18 protein-coding genes are annotated in these 15,825 nt (G+C 55.0%); 2 read left to right on the top strand and 16 right to left on the bottom strand.

The annotated features are described in order from the left end of the window. Nucleotides 1-172: 172 nt before the first annotated feature. On the top strand, nucleotides 173-820 hold the full coding sequence (gene narP / locus OGV93_RS03045; RefSeq protein WP_016153764.1) for a nitrate/nitrite response regulator protein NarP: 648 nt from the start codon (nucleotides 173-175) through the stop codon (nucleotides 818-820). 59 nt (nucleotides 821-879) lie between these two features. Here narP and OGV93_RS03040 read toward each other — a convergent pair whose 3' ends face one another. The 15 genes from OGV93_RS03040 to napF all read right to left on the bottom strand — a co-directional run bounded on the left by OGV93_RS03040 (nucleotide 880) and on the right by napF (nucleotide 13,065). Further along, complete coding sequence (locus tag OGV93_RS03040) at nucleotides 880-1,929, bottom strand: cytochrome c-type biogenesis protein CcmH (RefSeq protein WP_101700079.1); 1,050 nt, start codon at nucleotides 1,927-1,929, stop codon at nucleotides 880-882. Further along, nucleotides 1,926-2,483: a thiol:disulfide interchange protein DsbE gene (dsbE, locus tag OGV93_RS03035; protein WP_003834613.1), complete on the bottom strand. Its 558-nt coding sequence runs from the start codon at nucleotides 2,481-2,483 to the stop codon at nucleotides 1,926-1,928. Before dsbE ends, OGV93_RS03040 begins: the two co-directional genes overlap by 4 nt. Next, the gene (locus tag OGV93_RS03030; RefSeq protein ID WP_016153766.1) at nucleotides 2,480-4,435 is read right to left on the bottom strand and encodes a heme lyase CcmF/NrfE family subunit; all 1,956 of its coding nucleotides are present in this window, start codon (nucleotides 4,433-4,435) and stop codon (nucleotides 2,480-2,482) included. The genes dsbE and OGV93_RS03030 overlap by 4 nt, the downstream gene beginning before the upstream one ends. Beyond that, nucleotides 4,432-4,911 carry a cytochrome c maturation protein CcmE gene (gene ccmE / locus OGV93_RS03025; RefSeq protein ID WP_016153767.1) on the bottom strand — a complete coding sequence of 160 codons (480 nt, stop codon included), beginning with the start codon at nucleotides 4,909-4,911 and terminating at the stop codon, nucleotides 4,432-4,434. Before ccmE ends, OGV93_RS03030 begins: the two co-directional genes overlap by 4 nt. Next, on the bottom strand, nucleotides 4,908-5,120 hold the full coding sequence (gene ccmD / locus OGV93_RS03020) for a heme exporter protein CcmD (RefSeq protein WP_016153768.1): 213 nt from the start codon (nucleotides 5,118-5,120) through the stop codon (nucleotides 4,908-4,910). The genes ccmE and ccmD overlap by 4 nt, the downstream gene beginning before the upstream one ends. After that, on the bottom strand, nucleotides 5,117-5,854 hold the full coding sequence (locus OGV93_RS03015) for a heme ABC transporter permease (protein ID WP_016153769.1): 738 nt from the start codon (nucleotides 5,852-5,854) through the stop codon (nucleotides 5,117-5,119). Before OGV93_RS03015 ends, ccmD begins: the two co-directional genes overlap by 4 nt. 76 nt (nucleotides 5,855-5,930) lie before the next feature. Beyond that, nucleotides 5,931-6,590: a heme exporter protein CcmB gene (gene ccmB, locus OGV93_RS03010; RefSeq protein ID WP_287109351.1), complete on the bottom strand. Its 660-nt coding sequence runs from the start codon at nucleotides 6,588-6,590 to the stop codon at nucleotides 5,931-5,933. Beyond that, on the bottom strand, nucleotides 6,587-7,207 hold the full coding sequence (ccmA, locus tag OGV93_RS03005) for a cytochrome c biogenesis heme-transporting ATPase CcmA (protein WP_016153771.1): 621 nt from the start codon (nucleotides 7,205-7,207) through the stop codon (nucleotides 6,587-6,589). The genes ccmB and ccmA overlap by 4 nt, the downstream gene beginning before the upstream one ends. Nucleotides 7,208-7,227: 20 nt before the next feature. Next, entirely contained in the window at nucleotides 7,228-7,830 is a 603-nt protein-coding gene (napC, locus tag OGV93_RS03000; protein ID WP_003027548.1) for a cytochrome c-type protein NapC, read from the bottom strand. Between the two features lie 9 nt (nucleotides 7,831-7,839). Then, on the bottom strand, nucleotides 7,840-8,289 hold the full coding sequence (napB, locus tag OGV93_RS02995) for a nitrate reductase cytochrome c-type subunit (protein ID WP_016153772.1): 450 nt from the start codon (nucleotides 8,287-8,289) through the stop codon (nucleotides 7,840-7,842). Beyond that, on the bottom strand, nucleotides 8,286-9,149 hold the full coding sequence (napH, locus tag OGV93_RS02990) for a quinol dehydrogenase ferredoxin subunit NapH (protein ID WP_287109350.1): 864 nt from the start codon (nucleotides 9,147-9,149) through the stop codon (nucleotides 8,286-8,288). Before napH ends, napB begins: the two co-directional genes overlap by 4 nt. Continuing rightward, entirely contained in the window at nucleotides 9,136-9,831 is a 696-nt protein-coding gene (gene napG, locus OGV93_RS02985; RefSeq protein ID WP_016153774.1) for a ferredoxin-type protein NapG, read from the bottom strand. Before napG ends, napH begins: the two co-directional genes overlap by 14 nt. Before the next feature lie 6 nt (nucleotides 9,832-9,837). Next, the gene (napA, locus tag OGV93_RS02980; protein WP_016153775.1) at nucleotides 9,838-12,324 is read right to left on the bottom strand and encodes a nitrate reductase catalytic subunit NapA; all 2,487 of its coding nucleotides are present in this window, start codon (nucleotides 12,322-12,324) and stop codon (nucleotides 9,838-9,840) included. Continuing rightward, nucleotides 12,321-12,584, bottom strand: coding sequence for a chaperone NapD (napD, locus tag OGV93_RS02975; RefSeq protein WP_016153776.1), 264 nt, complete (start codon nucleotides 12,582-12,584; stop codon nucleotides 12,321-12,323). Before napD ends, napA begins: the two co-directional genes overlap by 4 nt. Continuing rightward, complete coding sequence (gene napF, locus OGV93_RS02970; RefSeq protein ID WP_016157008.1) at nucleotides 12,574-13,065, bottom strand: ferredoxin-type protein NapF; 492 nt, start codon at nucleotides 13,063-13,065, stop codon at nucleotides 12,574-12,576. Before napF ends, napD begins: the two co-directional genes overlap by 11 nt. A 412-nt stretch (nucleotides 13,066-13,477) precedes the next feature. Between napF and eco the strand changes: the two genes are divergently transcribed. Further along, nucleotides 13,478-13,975: a serine protease inhibitor ecotin gene (eco, locus tag OGV93_RS02965; protein ID WP_029139607.1), complete on the top strand. Its 498-nt coding sequence runs from the start codon at nucleotides 13,478-13,480 to the stop codon at nucleotides 13,973-13,975. A 47-nt stretch (nucleotides 13,976-14,022) separates the two neighbouring features. Here eco and mqo read toward each other — a convergent pair whose 3' ends face one another. Next, entirely contained in the window at nucleotides 14,023-15,684 is a 1,662-nt protein-coding gene (gene mqo, locus OGV93_RS02960; RefSeq protein ID WP_016153779.1) for a malate dehydrogenase (quinone), read from the bottom strand. Nucleotides 15,685-15,825: the final 141 nt, after the last annotated feature.

Raw genomic sequence — 15,825 nt, 5'->3', positions numbered from 1 at the left:
TTTTATACCCGCGATTCCACGTTTCTTATTATTACCCCGGCCTTTAGCACAGGTTTTACTACTTACCCATGCACAAATTAGGGTAAAATTTACCCTCTCATCAGCGCGATGAAACTAGACGAGTGATGCGCTGAAAACAATAATGATACTAATAAAAACTCAGGAGAATAGTATGCCTGAAGCAACGCCTTTTCGGGTGCTGATTGTCGACGACCACCCACTAATGCGGCGAGGAATTAGTCAATTATTGCAACTGGATCCCGCATTTAACGTAGTCGCGGAAGCAGGTGACGGTGCCAGCGCTATCGATCTGGCTAACCGTCTGGACCTGGATGTGATCCTGCTGGATCTCAATATGAAAGGCATGAGCGGACTGGACACCCTGAATGCGCTGCGCCGGGATGGCGTCACCGCGCAAATTATTATTCTTACCGTCTCGGATGCCGCCAGCGATGTGTACGCCTTAATTGATGCCGGCGCGGATGGTTATTTACTCAAAGACAGCGATCCTGAAGTCTTGCTGGAGGCCATTCGCAGCGGCGCCAAAGGCGGTAAAGCTTTTAGCACACGCGTCAGCGAATATCTGCGCGAACGCGATCTGTTCGGCGCACAAGAAGATCCCTTCAGCATTCTCACCGAACGTGAACTGGATGTATTGCATGAACTGGCTCAGGGGCTGTCGAATAAACAGATTGCGTCAGTGCTGAATATTTCCGAACAGACCGTGAAAGTGCATATTCGCAACCTGCTGCGCAAACTCAATGTGCGCTCTCGCGTTGCAGCTACCATTCTGTTTTTACAAACGCGCGGAATGCAGTAATCCATGAAGAGGCCGGATAGCCCCGATATGCGAAGCGCTATCGGGGCTATTCTGGATACTTATTTCTCCTGCGGCGTTAGCTGCTCCATCGCCTGCTTAATGCTCCGTTCTATTACCGCCCGACGGGTATCGTTGACAGGTAATAGTTTCAGCATCATCTCCCACGCCGCAACCGCCTCGCCGAAGCGCTGCTGTTCAAAGGCGTTGAAAGCGTACATGCTGAGAACCCGCACGTTGGCATGTTCGCCACGCACCAGTTGGCGTAACAGCTCCCCTCCCCGACGGTTATCATCAGGATCGGAAGAACGGGTCAGCGCCTCCGCATAGCCCAGCGCCGCATCGCTGTTTTTAGGATCCAGTCGATAGGCATTGGCATAGGCTTCAGTGGCCGTACTGGCGTTACCGAGAACCATGCCAATGCGTCCAAGCATGATCCAGCCTTCAACATTTGCGGGATCGGCTTGTAAACGCGTACGCAGCCCCAGCGCCAGACGCGCCATATCTTCTTCATTGAGCGGTTCCGCTTTCGGATCCAACGCCCGCTCCAGCAGCGCCGGAGCCTGAGCAGTGGCCTGCTGCCAGACCTGAACCTGCTTATAGCTGCCGGTTTGGTAATAGCTTACTGCGCCAACCACCAGCGCCACCACGATACCAGGCACAAACAACCCGAATCCACCGCGCTTGCCATTCGGAATAACATCGTCAGGAAACTCTTCCTGTTTCACCCGAACGCGTCGGCGAGTACGGGCGAAAATAATCCAGCCCCCCAGACCAATCGCTACCACCGGCATCACCCACAGCAGCACGGTGAGCGGCGTTAACGGCGGATCGTACGTGACGAAGTTGCCGTAGCGCGCCACCATGTAATCGACAATTTCTTTCTGGCTTTTTCCTTCCTGCATTAGTTCGTACACTTTCTGACGCAGGTCGGTGGCAATCATCGAGTTAGAATCGGCAATGCTGTTGTTCTGGCATTTAGGACAACGCAGTTGCTCAGTAAGCTGGCGGAACTGCTGCTCCTGCGCTTCGTCCTTAAACTGCATCACGTCGATAGTCGCAAGCGCGGATCCCGAGATAACCAGCATTAGCAGGCCCAGTAAAAATCTCATTGCGCAGCCTCCTTACTGTACTTGTCCCATAACGGTTTGATCTCGCTCTCCCACACCCGGGCGTTCAGATCGCCGGCATGGCGATAGCGAATAATGCCTTTGCCGTCGATCAGGAACGTCTCAGGAGCACCGTACACGCCAAGATCCAGACCGAGCATACCGTCGCCGTCAAACAGACTTAATGAGTAAGGATTACCCAGCTCTTTCAGCCAGACAATGGCTTTCTGACGATCATCTTTATAGTTCAGACCCACTACCCGCACGCCTTGCGCAGACAGCTGATTCAGATACTGATGCTCGGCGCGACAGGTCGGGCACCAGGTCGCCCAGACGTTCAGCAATACCGGTTTGCCCTGCGTCAGCACATCGGCCTGATAGTGCTGACCCGGATTTTCCAGTGACTCCAGGCGGAATGTTGGAACAGGTTTGCCGATCAGCGCCGATTCCAGATTAGTGGGATCGTCCCCCTGAGCGTTACGCGCGAGCTGCCACAACAGCGCCGCCGCAATGATGAGAAAAATAATAAACGGAATTAACAGTGCGTTGCGCTTCATACAGCCTCCGACGCATTTTTTTGCACCGCGGCGCGAGGACGCGTCCGCTGGCGATAGCGTGGATCAAACAGGCAGAACAACCCGCCCAGCGCCATCAGCAATCCTCCGGCCCAAATCCAGCGAATAAACGGTTTGTAGTACAGGCGTACAGCCCATGCGCCATTATCCAGTTCTTCACCCAGCGCAGCGTACAGATCGCGCGTGAATCCACCGTCAATTGCCGCTTCGGTCATCATCGAACTGGTGCTGTTATAGAAGCGTTTTTCCGCATGCAGCGTGGCTTCCGGCTTACCGTCTCGGGTAACGCCAATAATGGCAACGCCGCCCCGGTAGTTTGGCCCGGTAATATCTTTCACTTCGCGGAAAGTGAACTGATAGTTATGGATACTAACGCTATCACCCGCTTTCATGCGCACATCGCGTTCAACGCTGTAGTTCTGGCTAAAGGCAATACCAACAATGGTAATCGCCAGCCCAACGTGACCCGAGACCATGCCCCAGTAGCTTGGCGTTAGCTTTGTCCCACGGGAAATACGCAGGAACGCTTCGGACATCGCCAGTACGAATATCCAGCACGCCATCGCCAGCCCCACCACTGTCATGGCGGCAATGCGATCCTCTAGCAGCCACGGCAGCAGCAGCGACAGAACAAGGGTGGTGACAAACGCGATAAGCAATAACGTTTTCAGTTTACGCGGTCGGTCACGGCCCCAGCGCACTAATGGCCCAATCCCCAACAACAGTGCGAACGGCGCCATCAGCCAGGTGAACATGGTGTTGAAAAACGGCTCGCCAATCGAAATGCTGCCCAGTCCCAGCTGTTTGTGCACCAGCGGCAGCAGTGTGCCCAGTAGCACCACCAGCATGGCGGCAATCAGCAGGACGTTATTCCCCAGCAGCAGTGATTCACGCGACCACAGCGCGTTGTTCACCCGTGAGCGAACCTTGTGACCGCGCACCGCAAACAGCAGCAGAGAGCCGCCAATTACCAGCACCATAAAGGCCAGAATAAACATCCCGCGCGACGGATCGGAGGCGAAAGCATGCACCGACACCAGTACGCCTGAGCGCACCAGGAAAGTACCTAACAGACAAAGTGAGAATGCGCAGATTGACAGCAACAGCGTCCAGGCTTTAAAGCTGGCGCGCTGTTCGGTTACCGACAACGAGTGCATCAGCGCCGTTCCCACCAGCCATGGCATAAACGAGGCGTTTTCAACCGGATCCCAGAACCACCAGCCGCCCCAGCCCAGCTCGTAATAGGCCCAGGCCGAACCGAGCACAATGCCCAGCGTCAGAAACACCCACGCCGCCAGCGTCCACGGACGCGAAAAACGGGCGAATGTGCTGTCCAGTCGACCGCTCATCAGCGCAGCAATCGCAAACGCAAAGGCGACCGAGAAGCCGACATACCCCATGTACAGCAGCGGCGGATGGAAAATCAGCCCCGGATCCTGCAACAGCGGGTTCAGGTCACGTCCTTCAATCGGGAAGTTCGGCAACGTGCGGGCAAACGGGTTGGAGGTAAACAGAATAAACAGCAGGAAACCGACGCTGACCATTCCCATGACCGCCAGCACGCGGGCGACGATATCCAGCGGCATGCGCTGGCTGAACGCCGCAACGGCGAACGTCCAGCCGCTCATCAGCAGCACCCACAGCAGCAACGAGCCTTCATGCGCCCCCCACGTCGCCGCCACCCGATACCAGACCGGAAGCTGGGTGTTGGAGTTGCTGGCGACGTAGGTCACGGTAAAGTCATTAACCACGAAGGCGTTGACCAGAATCAGGAACGCCCCCATCACACAGATAAACAGTACCCAGGCAAAGGGACGCGCGGAGGCCATCATCCGCACGTCGCCGCGCGCTACGCCCCACAACGGATAGACCGACAGCAGTAATGCAACGCCAAGCGCAAGGCACAACAGCGCATTGCCAATTTCAGGCATCATGACGTTTTATCCTTATAAACACTTTCCGGGCGACGGTGGTTTTCCTGCATCGCTTTTTCGACTTCCGGCGGGGTGTAATTTTCATCATGTTTAGCAAGCACTTCTTTGGCCTGCACATGATTTCCCCCGTCCAGTTCGCCCTGAACGACGACGCCCTGCCCTTCGCGGAACAGATCCGGCAGAATGCCTTCATAGGTGACATCCACCACACCTTCGGCGTCATAGATGCTGAAATTCACCTTCAGCGACTGCGGATCGCGCTTTACGCTGCCAGGCATAACCATACCGCCCACGCGCAGGCGCTGGCCGACTTCAGGCATTTGCTGCGTTTCGCGCTTACCGTAGAGTATCTCTCCCGGCGTATAGAACAGATCGATATTGGAACGCAGCGCGTAGAGCACCAGCGAAATGGTCAAAGCCAGACCTGCCAGGACCGCGCAGGCTATCCATAACCGATTTTTACGTCGAATATTCACGCCGCCTCCCGTTGCACTTGCGCCGCGCGCATGCGCGCTTCTCTCGCTCGCTGCTGCGCGACACCGCGTAAGATTGCACGATGCTGTAACGCAGAATGCAGCACCAGCGCCACCAGCGGGACAATGCTCATCGCCACAGCCAGCCAGACATACAAGGCGTAACCGCCCATCGCGAAAAAATCACTCCATGATGCAAATGCAGGGGTCATTGGCGGCCTCTTTTTAAGATCAGTTCGCTCACCCACGGGCGGCGTTTTTCCATCATCAAAATCAGGTTACGCATGCGCATCAGCGCCAGCGTGACAAACAGTAACAGGTAGCCGACGATCGCCAGACGCAGCGGCGCGCGCATTGCCGGATCGATACTCTGCTGCATACGGGTCGACCCCTGATGCAGCGTATTCCACCACTCGACCGAGTAGTGAATAATCGGCAAGTTGACCACGCCAATCAGCACCAGAATGCCGGCAGCGCGACCAGCCAGACGGCGGTCGTCAAAGGCATGCCACAGCGCAATGGCGCCGACGTAGAGAAACAGCAATACCAGTTCAGAGGTGAGTCGGGCATCCCAGACCCACCAGGTGCCCCACATCGGTTTGCCCCATGCAGAGCCCGTCACCAGCGCAATAAAGGTAAACACGGCACCAATGGGCGCCATCGCGGCCAGCGCCAGATTGGCCATTTTCATCTGCCAGACCAGGCCAATAAACGCGGCAACGGCCATCGATGCATAAATACCCATCGACCAGATTGCCGCCGGAACGTGCAGATAAATAATGCGATAGCTCTGCCCCTGCTGATAATCCGCAGGCGCGAAGCCAAAGCCCCAGATCAACCCGGTTATCAGTACCACCGCGCTGGCAATCGCCAGCCACGGGATAAACCAGCCGCAGATCTGATAGAGCCGAGGAGGCATCGCCAATTGATGAAGTGTTTTCCACATAGTTCAGTCACCAGACTCCGTAAATTAATATCCATTGTGCCGGAGCGCCTTGCCCGGCCTGCATATCTCAACTGCGCTACTGCACGCTGATCCGTAACGCCGCAGCTGTGGCAAACGGGCTTAGCGTGGCGCTGCCGACCAGCAACGCGCCCAGAATCGCCATGTACCCTTCAACCGGTAAGTGCATGGAAGCCGCATCCATCGCCGCGGTCGCAAAAATCAGTAAGGGTATGGTGAGCGGAAGTACCAGCACGCTTAACAGCACGCCGCCGCGCTTTAAGCCCACCGTCAACCCCACGCCCGGCGCGCCGAGGAAGCCCAATGTCGGCGTCCCGAGTAACAAGGTCAGCGCCATAATTTTCCAGCCGTACATATCCATGCCCAGCAGCAACGCCACCAGCGGCGAGAGGATTAGCAGCGGCAGGCCGGTCACGACCCAGTGCGCCATCACTTTCGCCAGCACCACTGCCGGCAGCGGCAGCGGCAGCAGCATCAGTTGCTCAAGGCTGCCGTCCTGCAGATCATCACGAAACAGGCGTTCCAGCGCCAGCAACGACGCCAGCAGCGCCGCAACCCAGATGATGCCCGGCGCAATACGCGCCAGCAGTTGCGGCTCCGGCCCAATGCTCAGCGGGAACAGCGTAATAACAATCAGGAAGAACCATAAAGGATTGGCGATTTCCGCACTATGACGAAACGCAACTCGTAGTTCTAAACGGAAGATTCGCCGCATCATTGCGTTGCCCTCTCGCTGGTCAGCGCAATACGTCGCACTTTATCGGTCTCGACATTGAGCGGTTGGTGGGTGGTGAGAATAACAATACCGCCCTGCTCCGTATGCTGCGCCATACGCTGAGTCAGTCGCTCAACGCCGTTCACATCAATGGCGGTAAAGGGTTCGTCGAGGATCCACAGCCGGGCGCGGGTCAGCCACAAACGGGCCAGCGCCACGCGCCGCTGTTGTCCGGCGGAGAGTTGATTCACCGGGATATCTTCATATCCGGCAAGCCCCGCCTGCGCCAGCGCAGCCAGACACTGTGCGACGTCGCCGTCATGGTGAAAGAAACGCAGGTTTTCCAACGCCGAAAGCCGGGTTTTTATCCCCGGCTGATGTCCGATCCACAGCAGTTGTTGATGGTAGCTGTCCCGCACGTGATGCAACGGTTGCTCTTGCCAGCAAACCTCCCCTGCGTCGGGACGCGCCAGCCCGGTAAGTAACCGCAGCAAAGTGGTTTTCCCTGCGCCGTTGCTGCCGGTAATTTGTACCCATTCCCCTGCGTTGACGCGAAATGACAAATCGCTGAACAGTATTCTGTCATCCCGCTCGCAAAGTAATTCTCTGGCTTCAAGCATACCTGGTTATCTACATCCTGTTAAAATCCCGGTTTGACTTCGCGCATATCAGGCAGTTTGTGCGCTATCCCTTTATGACAGTCAATACAGGTTTGCCCGTCTTTCACGGCCTGGTCGTGCATTTTGGCCGCAACGCCTTTCTGGGCGGTTAAATCCATAAACTCGAAGTTGTGACAGTTTCGACACTCTTGCGAATTGTTATCTTTCATACGCCGCCACTCATTTTGCGCCATCGTTAAACGATGGTCTTCAAATTTCTGCGGTGTATCTATCAGCCCCAGTGCTTTCGCGTACAGCTCTTTACTGGCCTTGATCTTACGAATCATTTTCGGACCCCACTCATGTGGGACGTGGCAATCAGGGCAAGTCGCTCGCACACCACTACGGTTGTTGTAGTGTACGGTTTCCATGTATTCCTGGTACACCGTATTGCGCATTTCGTGACAGCTAATGCAGAACTCTTCTGTATTGGCCTTTTCCATACCGGTATTAAAGCCGCCCCAGAAAATAATGCCGCCCACAAAGCCGATTAACAACAGCGTGCCGAGCGCCAGACGGCTGGGGCGACGCCACCATTGCCAGACGCGCTTAATCCAGCCTGGTTTACGGTTAGAATTTTCCATAATGACCTCTTATTTCCCGTAACCTTTCGAGGGGGTGAAGGTATTTTCAACAATCGGCGCGGCGTCAGCCTGCGGCACGTGACATTGCAGGCAGAAATAACGACGCGGCGCGACTTCAGCCAATACCTTACCGTCGCTGTCCATAAAGTGCGTCGGACTGATGCGCGGCGCACCGGTGGTGCGATAGCTTTCCACACCGTGACATTGCAGGCAGCGGTTAGTATTAGTCGTCACCTGATACCCTTCAACGCTGTGCGGAACCATCGGCGGCTGATTCACATAGTTCAGCGGCATACGCACTTGCTCTTTCGGCATGCGAATCGCCCCTTCTTGTGTCCCTGAGACTTCTGGTGACTGACTCAGATCCACTCCGTTTGCAGCCCAAACGGCCCCACTGACTACCAGGGCCAGCGCAGCCGTCCATTGACTCAGCGCTTTAATCAGGTCATGGCTTTTCATGATTTCGCTCCCGAACTCCATCGTGTTGTTATTGTAAAAACATCCTCAGAACAGACATCCACACAGCGACCGCAGGCCATGCATTCGCGGCTGGTTACCTGCACCGGACTTTGCTCATCCAGCACCGGCGCACGTAGCACATGCGGTTCCGGGCAAACATGAAAACAATCCATACAGCGGTTACATCTGTTACGTTCTTTTGCCGAAACGGTTAATGCACCTTTACTCCCCACCACGCTATACAGCGCACCCAGTGGGCAAAGATGCCCGCACCAGCCATGCTCAACGACCAGTAGATCAAATAAAAACAGCGCGAGGATCAGCAGCGCCCCGCTGCCAAATCCCATGACCAGGCTCCGTCCGAGCAGAGAGACTGGATTTATCCACTCCCACAGCAGCGTACCGGTCAGCGCGGAACCGACCAGGATAACCACCAGCAGGACGTACCGTATATGGCGCGGCAGGGTTGCAGACTGATTCAGGTCAAACCTTCTGCGCAACCAACTGGCTAAATCGGTGACAGGGTTCATGGGACAAACCCAACTGCAAAACAGTCGCTTACCCGCCAGGGCATACAGCACCGTGATGATGACCGCCCCCGTTAACGCAACCGTCGCCGGCAGGTGTCCGCTGGCCAGGCTTTGCAGGGTAATCAGCGGATCGGTGAACGGGATGGAGTCCAGCAACAGGCTGCTACTGTAATTGCCATGCAGGATCCAGACGCCAAGCCACGGGCCGCTAAGGAACATCGCCAGTATCAGAAACTGGCTCAGACGACGCAGCACCAGCCAGCGATGACTCTTCCACCATCCTTTTTTTGCCTGCGCTTCACGCCCGGCGTCACGTTTACGATTTGCCATTGTTCCCCTCCAGCCAACCGAAGCGGTAATGGTGTCCTAACTCCCCTTTCGCCAGCGACAGGGGCAGCACTTTTATTGCTGGCTGCTCCAGGACGCACACTTTTTCGCATTTCCCGCAGCCGGTACAGGCGTCGCTGTGTACGGTCGGAATAAACCGCGCATGCTTGCCGGTACGCATGTTGCGGTCCAGCTCCAGGGTGATAGCCTCATCGATTTTCGGGCATTCGCGATAGCAAACGTCGCAGCGTAATCCCTGATAGTTGAGGCAGTTTTCGTGATCCAGCAGTACCGCCAGCCCCATGCGTGAATCGTCAATAGATTCAATGTCCCTGTCCAACGCACCGCTGGGGCAAACTTTGGCGCACGGAATGTCTTCACACATTTCGCAGGGAATATCACGCGCGACAAAATACGGCGTACCAGCAGCCAGCCCTGAGGCAAGCGTCGCCAGCTTCAGCGTGTCATACGGGCAGGCCTGAACGCACTGACCACAGCGCACGCAGGCACTGGCGAATGCCTCCTCGCTCAGTGCGCCTGGCGGGCGCAGCCGCACGCCGGTTGCACGTGCGGTTTGCTGTTGCAACCCCAGCGCCACGCCAACGACGGCCAATCCGCCCGCTGCGCGAACCATATCGCGCAGAAAGCGGCGGCGGCCATTTTGGGGTTTTGCTGACCGGGACATAACGCGTTACACCTTCGCCAGTTTCACAGCGCACTTCTTGAAATCCGTCTCTTTGGAGAGCGGATCCGTCGCATCCAGCGTCAGGTTGTTCACCAGCTGTGCGGCGTCGAAGAACGGCATGTAGACCAGCCCCTGCGGTGGACGGTTACGCCCGCGCGTTTCAACTATCGAGATAACTTCACCACGACGGGAAACCACTTTGACTTTGTCGCCACGGCGCAGATCGCGTGCTTTTGCATCCAGCGGATGGATAAACAGCACAGCTTCCGGGAAAGCACGGTGCAGCTCAGGTACGCGACGCGTCATGCTGCCGGTATGCCAGTGCTCCAGCACACGTCCGGTAGACAGCCACAGGTCGTACTCTTTATCCGGCGCTTCTGCGGCAGGTTCAAATGGCAGCGCGAAGATGACCGCTTTGCCGTCCGGCTTACCGTAGAACTTGTAGCTTTCACCCGCTTTCACGTAAGGGTCGTTGCCTTCGCTGTAGCGCCACTGGGTCTCTTTGCCCTCAACGACCGGCCAGCGTAAACCGCGCGCTTTGTGGTAATCGTCAAATGGCGCAAGGTCATGCCCGTGACCGCGGCCAAACCAGGCGTACTCTTCGAACAGCCCTTTTTGCAGATAGAAACCCAGCTCGCGGGATTCATCGTTCAGTTGATCTTCTGCCAGTTCAGCCACCGGGAATTTCGTCACTGCAGGCGTGGCAAACAGTACGTCATACAGCGTTTTGCCGCGCAGTTCCGGTTTCTGCGCCAACAGCGCTTCCGGCCACACTTCTTCTGTTTTGAAGCGACGAGAGAACTGCACCAGTTGCCACAGATCCGATTTCGATTCACCCGGCGCTTTAATCTGCTGACGCCAGAACTGTGTACGACGTTCCGCGTTACCGTAAGCACCTTCTTTCTCTACCCACATCGCGGTCGGCAGGATCAGGTCGGCCGACAGAGCGCTGACCGTCGGGTACGGATCGGAGACGATGATGAAGTTGCGCGGATCGCGCCAGCCCGGCATACGCTCTTCGTTGATGTTCGGACCGGCCTGCATGTTGTTGGTACACATCGCCCAGTAGACATTGAGCTTGCCATCTTTCAGCGCACGGTCTTGCGCCACGGCATGCAGACCGATTTTTGCCGGAATGGTCCCCGCCGGAATATTCCAGTGCTTCTCACAGATATCGCGGTGTTTTTCGTTCGTAACCACCATGTCCGCAGGCAGACGGTGGGAGAACGTACCGACTTCACGCGCGGTACCGCAGGCGGAAGGCTGACCGGTCAAAGAGAACGGACCGCAGCCTGGCTGGGAGATTTTACCGGTCAACAGGTGCAGGTTATAGACCAGGTTGTTGGCCCACACGCCGCGGGTATGCTGGTTGAAGCCCATCGTCCAGTAGGAGATGACTTTTTTCTTCGGATCGGCATACAGCTGCGCCAGCTGTTCCAGCTGATCTTTCGGTACGCCGGTCATTTCGGCGGTTTTATCCAGCGTGTACTCGGCAACAAAGGCTTTGTAATCCTCAAAGCTCATCGGCTCAGAGGCATCGGATCCCGGGTTTTTCGCCGCTTTTTCCAGCGGGTGGGTTGGACGCAGACCGTAGCCGATGTCCGTCACGCCTTTACGCAGATTAACGTGCTTGCTAAAGAAATCCTGGTTGATCGCATTGTTTTGAATGATGTAGTTAGCGATGTAGTTGAGGATCACCAGATCGGTTTGCGGCGTGAAGACCATGCCGTTATCCGCCAGCTCAAAGCTGCGGTGCTGGAAGGTGGAGAGCACCGCGACATTAACATTGGGATCAGACAGACGACGGTTGGTGATGCGCGACCACAGGATCGGGTGCATCTCCGCCATATTCGCGCCCCACAGGACGAAAGCATCTGCATGCTCGATATCGTCATAGCAGCCCATCGGTTCATCCATACCGAAGGTACGCATAAAGCCGACTACCGCTGACGCCATGCAGTGACGCGCGTTCGGGTCGATGTTATTCGAACGGAAACCCGCTTTAAACAATTTGGCAGCGGCATAACCTTCCCAAATCGTCCACTGACCCGAGCCGAACATACCGATAGACTCCGGGCCTTTCTCTTTCAGGGACGTTTTGAATTTCTCTTCCATCACGTCAAAGGCTTGGTCCCAGCTAATCGGGGTGAACTCGCCTTCTTTGTGATACTTACCGTCCTTCATGCGCAGCATCGGCTGCGTTAAACGGTCTTTTCCGTACATGATTTTCGGCAGGAAGTAACCTTTGATGCAGTTAAGCCCACGGTTAACCGGCGCATCCGGATCGCCCTGGCATGCCACAACACGCCCTTGCTGCGTCCCGACCAATACGCCACAGCCCGTCCCGCAAAAACGGCACGGGGCTTTGTCCCATTTGATGGCTTCTTGCTGACCGACTACCGCACGGGCTACGCCCGGCACGCTTAACCCGGCAGCCGCCGCAGCGGCCGCAACGGCGTTAGCTTTCATAAAGCTACGACGACTGAGTTTCATGGTGTTTCCTCACCTTGCTCATCCTGCTGGTGATAAACCAGCGACACCGCCAGCACGCCCGCAACGTTGCGCACTGACTCAATAGTTTTCATTAACGTCTCGCTGTGCTCAGCTTCCACCACCACGATCAGTTGACCGCTTTCCACATCGCTGAGTGCAACTTCGCAACCTGGGAACGAACGCAACTGCGTGGCGATATCATTGATATGCTGACTTTTGGCCTGAACGACCAGGCTGCAGACCTGCCAGTTATTGTCCATGGTTGTACTCCGCGTTAATGGCTGATACCGGGCAGATAGCGACACATGCGCCACATCCGTTACAGTCCTGATTGTCGAGCTGCGGCTGATAAATGCCGGACAGCGTGGGACGAAAGGTTATGGCCATGGGTTCACAGCTATCCTGACAGCGATGACATTCAACGGACTGATGTGCGAGACAGTTTTCCCCAATCGTAAAATTCAGATCCCATGCCCTGGTGTGGCGCGGAAGAAAAAGGGATTCAGAACAGGCCTCTGCGCAGGCATAGCAAAAGCTACACTCGCCGTGTTTGAAATTTACGCTCGGATAACCGCCCTGGCCTCGCTGCAGGATGTCGGTTTCACACGCCTGGATGCAGGCGTCACAACGAAGGCAATGGGCCAGAAAGTGAGAGTCTTCCTTGCTCCAGGGCGGACGGATCCCTGAGTTGGCGTTTCGCCAACTGCCTGTCAACATGCCTCGACGGGATAAATCAACCATGACATTGTCCTTCCATAATGACGCCCTCCCCTGGTGGGTTGAACGACATAAAAACTGCACTATTTATGAGTAGTTATTTTTAGTCGTAAGATATTTCAGGATGTGTTAGAGGTGCATACCCCAATCGGGGTAAATGCTGTTGCCGGATCAAAGGAGTGTTGAGTTGGCGGGAAAAAATGCGCTTTTGCTCACATTTCAATGAGTTATATAACACTGTATATAACGAACCACTCAAAAAGAGAATGATTTTATAATTAAGATTATTCTTAGAACATATCGCTAGCCTGAAAGAAGACGTCTACCAAATACACTTAAAATATAAGTAAATACAGATTAATCGATTATGTAAATATGTTAACCTGCCCCAGACTCGTTCATAAGACAGAAGAAAGGAAACACTGTGAACAATAAGATGAAAACAATTGTCCCTGCCGTACTTTTCGCCGCCTTTGCCAGCGCCTCTGCATGGGCTGCCAGTAACGATGCCGGCGCTCAGCCGCTGGAAAAAGTCGCCCCTTATCCTAAGGCGGAAAAGGGTATGAAGCGCCAGGTTATCCAGCTTACTCCTGAGAAAGATGAATCTACTCTGAAAGTAGAACTGCTAATCGGACAAACGCTGGAAGTTGACTGCAACCAACACCGCCTGGGCGGAGAACTGGACAGCAAAACGCTGGAAGGTTGGGGATATGACTACTATGTCTTCGACAAAGTGACGTCTCCGGTTTCAACCATGATGGCCTGCCCGGACGGTAAGAAAGAGAAGAAATTTATTACCGCGTATCTGGGTGATGACGGCATGCTGCGCTACAACAGCAAGTTACCGATTGTGGTCTATACGCCGGAGAACGTGGAAGTGAAATACCGTATCTGGAAAGCGGAAGAGAAGATTCAGGACGCAGTCGCGCGATAAGTAAGAATGTGCCGGAGGGCGGCGTACCGCCTTATCCGGCATTTTATTTACAGTGCGATATCCGCTACAGCTTTCTGCTCAGGCTGCGGTTGCGCCTGAGGTTTCAGCTGAGGTTTCGGCGCTTCATCAGCAGCCTGCGGCTTGTCATATTTCAGCCCCAGAACATCACTGGTGTATTGCAGCTCTTGTTCCGTAGCTTCAACGTTACCGTTCAGCTTGGTACCATAAGACGGAATAATGGTTTTCAGTTTCGCCTGCCATTCAGGGCTGGCCACTTTATCTTTAAACACTTTTTCCATCAGATGCAGCATAATCGGCGCCGCGGTTGATGCACCCGGAGAAGCGCCCAGCAGCGCGGCAATGGTGCCCTCTTTATCGCTGACGACTTCGGTACCCAGACGCAGCACACCGCCCTTCTCCGCATCACTTTTAATGATCTGCACACGCTGGCCCGCCTGCCATAAACGCCAGTCTTCTTTTTTCGCCTGCGGATAGTACTCTTGCAGCGCGGCAAAACGGTCGTCATCGCTGAGCATCACCTGGCTTACCAGATATTTCACCAGATCGAAGTTATCCAGACCCACGTTGACCATCGGCATAAAGTTCGAGGTGGTGGTCGAGCTGAGCAGATCCCACAATGAACCGTTTTTCAGGAACTTGGTGGAGAATGTCGCGAATGGCCCAAACAGCACGACGCGTTTGCCATCAAGGATACGGGTATCGATGTGCGGCACGGACATCGGCGGCGCGCCAACGGAGGCCTGACCGTACACTTTCGCCAGGTGGCGATTCACCACGTCCGGATTATCCGCAACCAGGAACTGCCCGCCAACCGGGAATCCGGCATAACCTTTCGCTTCCGGAATGTCGGTTTCCTGCAACAGCTTCAGCGCAGCGCCACCGGCACCGATAAAGACAAACTTCGCCTTGATATCGTGTTCCGCTTCGTTATTTTTCAGATCGGCGACCGTGACGGTCCAGCTATTGTCGGCATTGCGTTTAAAGCCACGCACTTCGGTACTCAGCTGCAGCGCAAAGTTGGGCTTTTTCTGCAACGAGGCAATCAGCTGGCGCGTGATTTCGCCGTAGTTTACGTCAGTACCAATCTCGGTACGCGTTGCCGCGACTTTCTGCTTCGGATCGCGGCCTTCCATGACCAGCGGCGCCCACTCTTTAATCTGCGCGTGATCTTCGGAATAACGCATGCCACGGAATAACGTGCTCTGCTGCAGTGCGGTGTAACGGGCACGCAGGAAGTTCACGTTCTCGTCACCCCAGACAAAACTCATGTGCGGAACGGTGGTGATAAATGAGCGTGGTTCATGCATTACGCCATTATTGACCTGATAGGCCCAAAACTGGCGGGAGATCTGGAAGGCTTCGTTGATTTCGACTGCCTTTTCAATGCTGATGCTACCGTCGGCCTTTTTAGGCGTGTAGTTCAGCTCCATCAGTGCGGAGTGGCCTGTTCCGGCGTTATTCCAGCCGTTTGAGCTTTCCTGCGCTACACCATCCAGTCGCTCAACCATGGTCATTGACCATTGCGGTTCCAGCTCCTGTAAATAGGTTCCCAGCGTGGCGCTCATGATGCCGCCGCCAATCAACAGTACATCCGTTTCCTGCTCTTCCGCCGCTTTCGCTTTTGCCGCCATCGAGACAACATTCAGCCCAACGGCCATGGTGAAGAGCATGGCAGTCACTTTTTTCATAATGTTAATGCCTTACTTTTAGTATCGCTTTTTTGCTTTTAATGCAGGTGAAAATCGAGCGGCATCAACGGTAACACTTAAGTAAAAATATTTAAATATTGTTTATAAATTATATTTAATTTTTAAAAATGTTATTAATAC

It is taken from the genome of Citrobacter sp. Cb031 (assembly GCF_030336725.1).
Taxonomy (GTDB): domain Bacteria; phylum Pseudomonadota; class Gammaproteobacteria; order Enterobacterales; family Enterobacteriaceae; genus Citrobacter; species Citrobacter braakii.
This window is presented reverse-complemented; position numbering and strand designations above follow the sequence as displayed.

What these genes read in the sequence shown, in the direction of transcription:
- napA (WP_016153775.1), bottom strand. Translation starts at nt 12,324, where the DNA reads ATGAAACTCAGTCGTCGTAGCTTTATGAAAGCTAACGCCGTTGCGGCC.
- OGV93_RS03030 (WP_016153766.1), bottom strand. Translation starts at nt 4,435, where the DNA reads ATGATGCCTGAAATTGGCAATGCGCTGTTGTGCCTTGCGCTTGGCGTT.
- dsbE (WP_003834613.1), bottom strand. Translation starts at nt 2,483, where the DNA reads ATGAAGCGCAACGCACTGTTAATTCCGTTTATTATTTTTCTCATCATT.
- narP (WP_016153764.1), top strand. Translation starts at nt 173, where the DNA reads ATGCCTGAAGCAACGCCTTTTCGGGTGCTGATTGTCGACGACCACCCA.
- napH (WP_287109350.1), bottom strand. Translation starts at nt 9,149, where the DNA reads ATGGCAAATCGTAAACGTGACGCCGGGCGTGAAGCGCAGGCAAAAAAA.
- OGV93_RS03040 (WP_101700079.1), bottom strand. Translation starts at nt 1,929, where the DNA reads ATGAGATTTTTACTGGGCCTGCTAATGCTGGTTATCTCGGGATCCGCG.
- napC (WP_003027548.1), bottom strand. Translation starts at nt 7,830, where the DNA reads ATGGAAAATTCTAACCGTAAACCAGGCTGGATTAAGCGCGTCTGGCAA.
- napB (WP_016153772.1), bottom strand. Translation starts at nt 8,289, where the DNA reads ATGAAAAGCCATGACCTGATTAAAGCGCTGAGTCAATGGACGGCTGCG.
- ccmA (WP_016153771.1), bottom strand. Translation starts at nt 7,207, where the DNA reads ATGCTTGAAGCCAGAGAATTACTTTGCGAGCGGGATGACAGAATACTG.
- ccmD (WP_016153768.1), bottom strand. Translation starts at nt 5,120, where the DNA reads ATGACCCCTGCATTTGCATCATGGAGTGATTTTTTCGCGATGGGCGGT.
- mqo (WP_016153779.1), bottom strand. Translation starts at nt 15,684, where the DNA reads ATGAAAAAAGTGACTGCCATGCTCTTCACCATGGCCGTTGGGCTGAAT.
- napD (WP_016153776.1), bottom strand. Translation starts at nt 12,584, where the DNA reads ATGGACAATAACTGGCAGGTCTGCAGCCTGGTCGTTCAGGCCAAAAGT.
- eco (WP_029139607.1), top strand. Translation starts at nt 13,478, where the DNA reads ATGAAAACAATTGTCCCTGCCGTACTTTTCGCCGCCTTTGCCAGCGCC.
- OGV93_RS03015 (WP_016153769.1), bottom strand. Translation starts at nt 5,854, where the DNA reads ATGTGGAAAACACTTCATCAATTGGCGATGCCTCCTCGGCTCTATCAG.
- napG (WP_016153774.1), bottom strand. Translation starts at nt 9,831, where the DNA reads ATGTCCCGGTCAGCAAAACCCCAAAATGGCCGCCGCCGCTTTCTGCGC.
- ccmB (WP_287109351.1), bottom strand. Translation starts at nt 6,590, where the DNA reads ATGATGCGGCGAATCTTCCGTTTAGAACTACGAGTTGCGTTTCGTCAT.
- napF (WP_016157008.1), bottom strand. Translation starts at nt 13,065, where the DNA reads ATGGTTGATTTATCCCGTCGAGGCATGTTGACAGGCAGTTGGCGAAAC.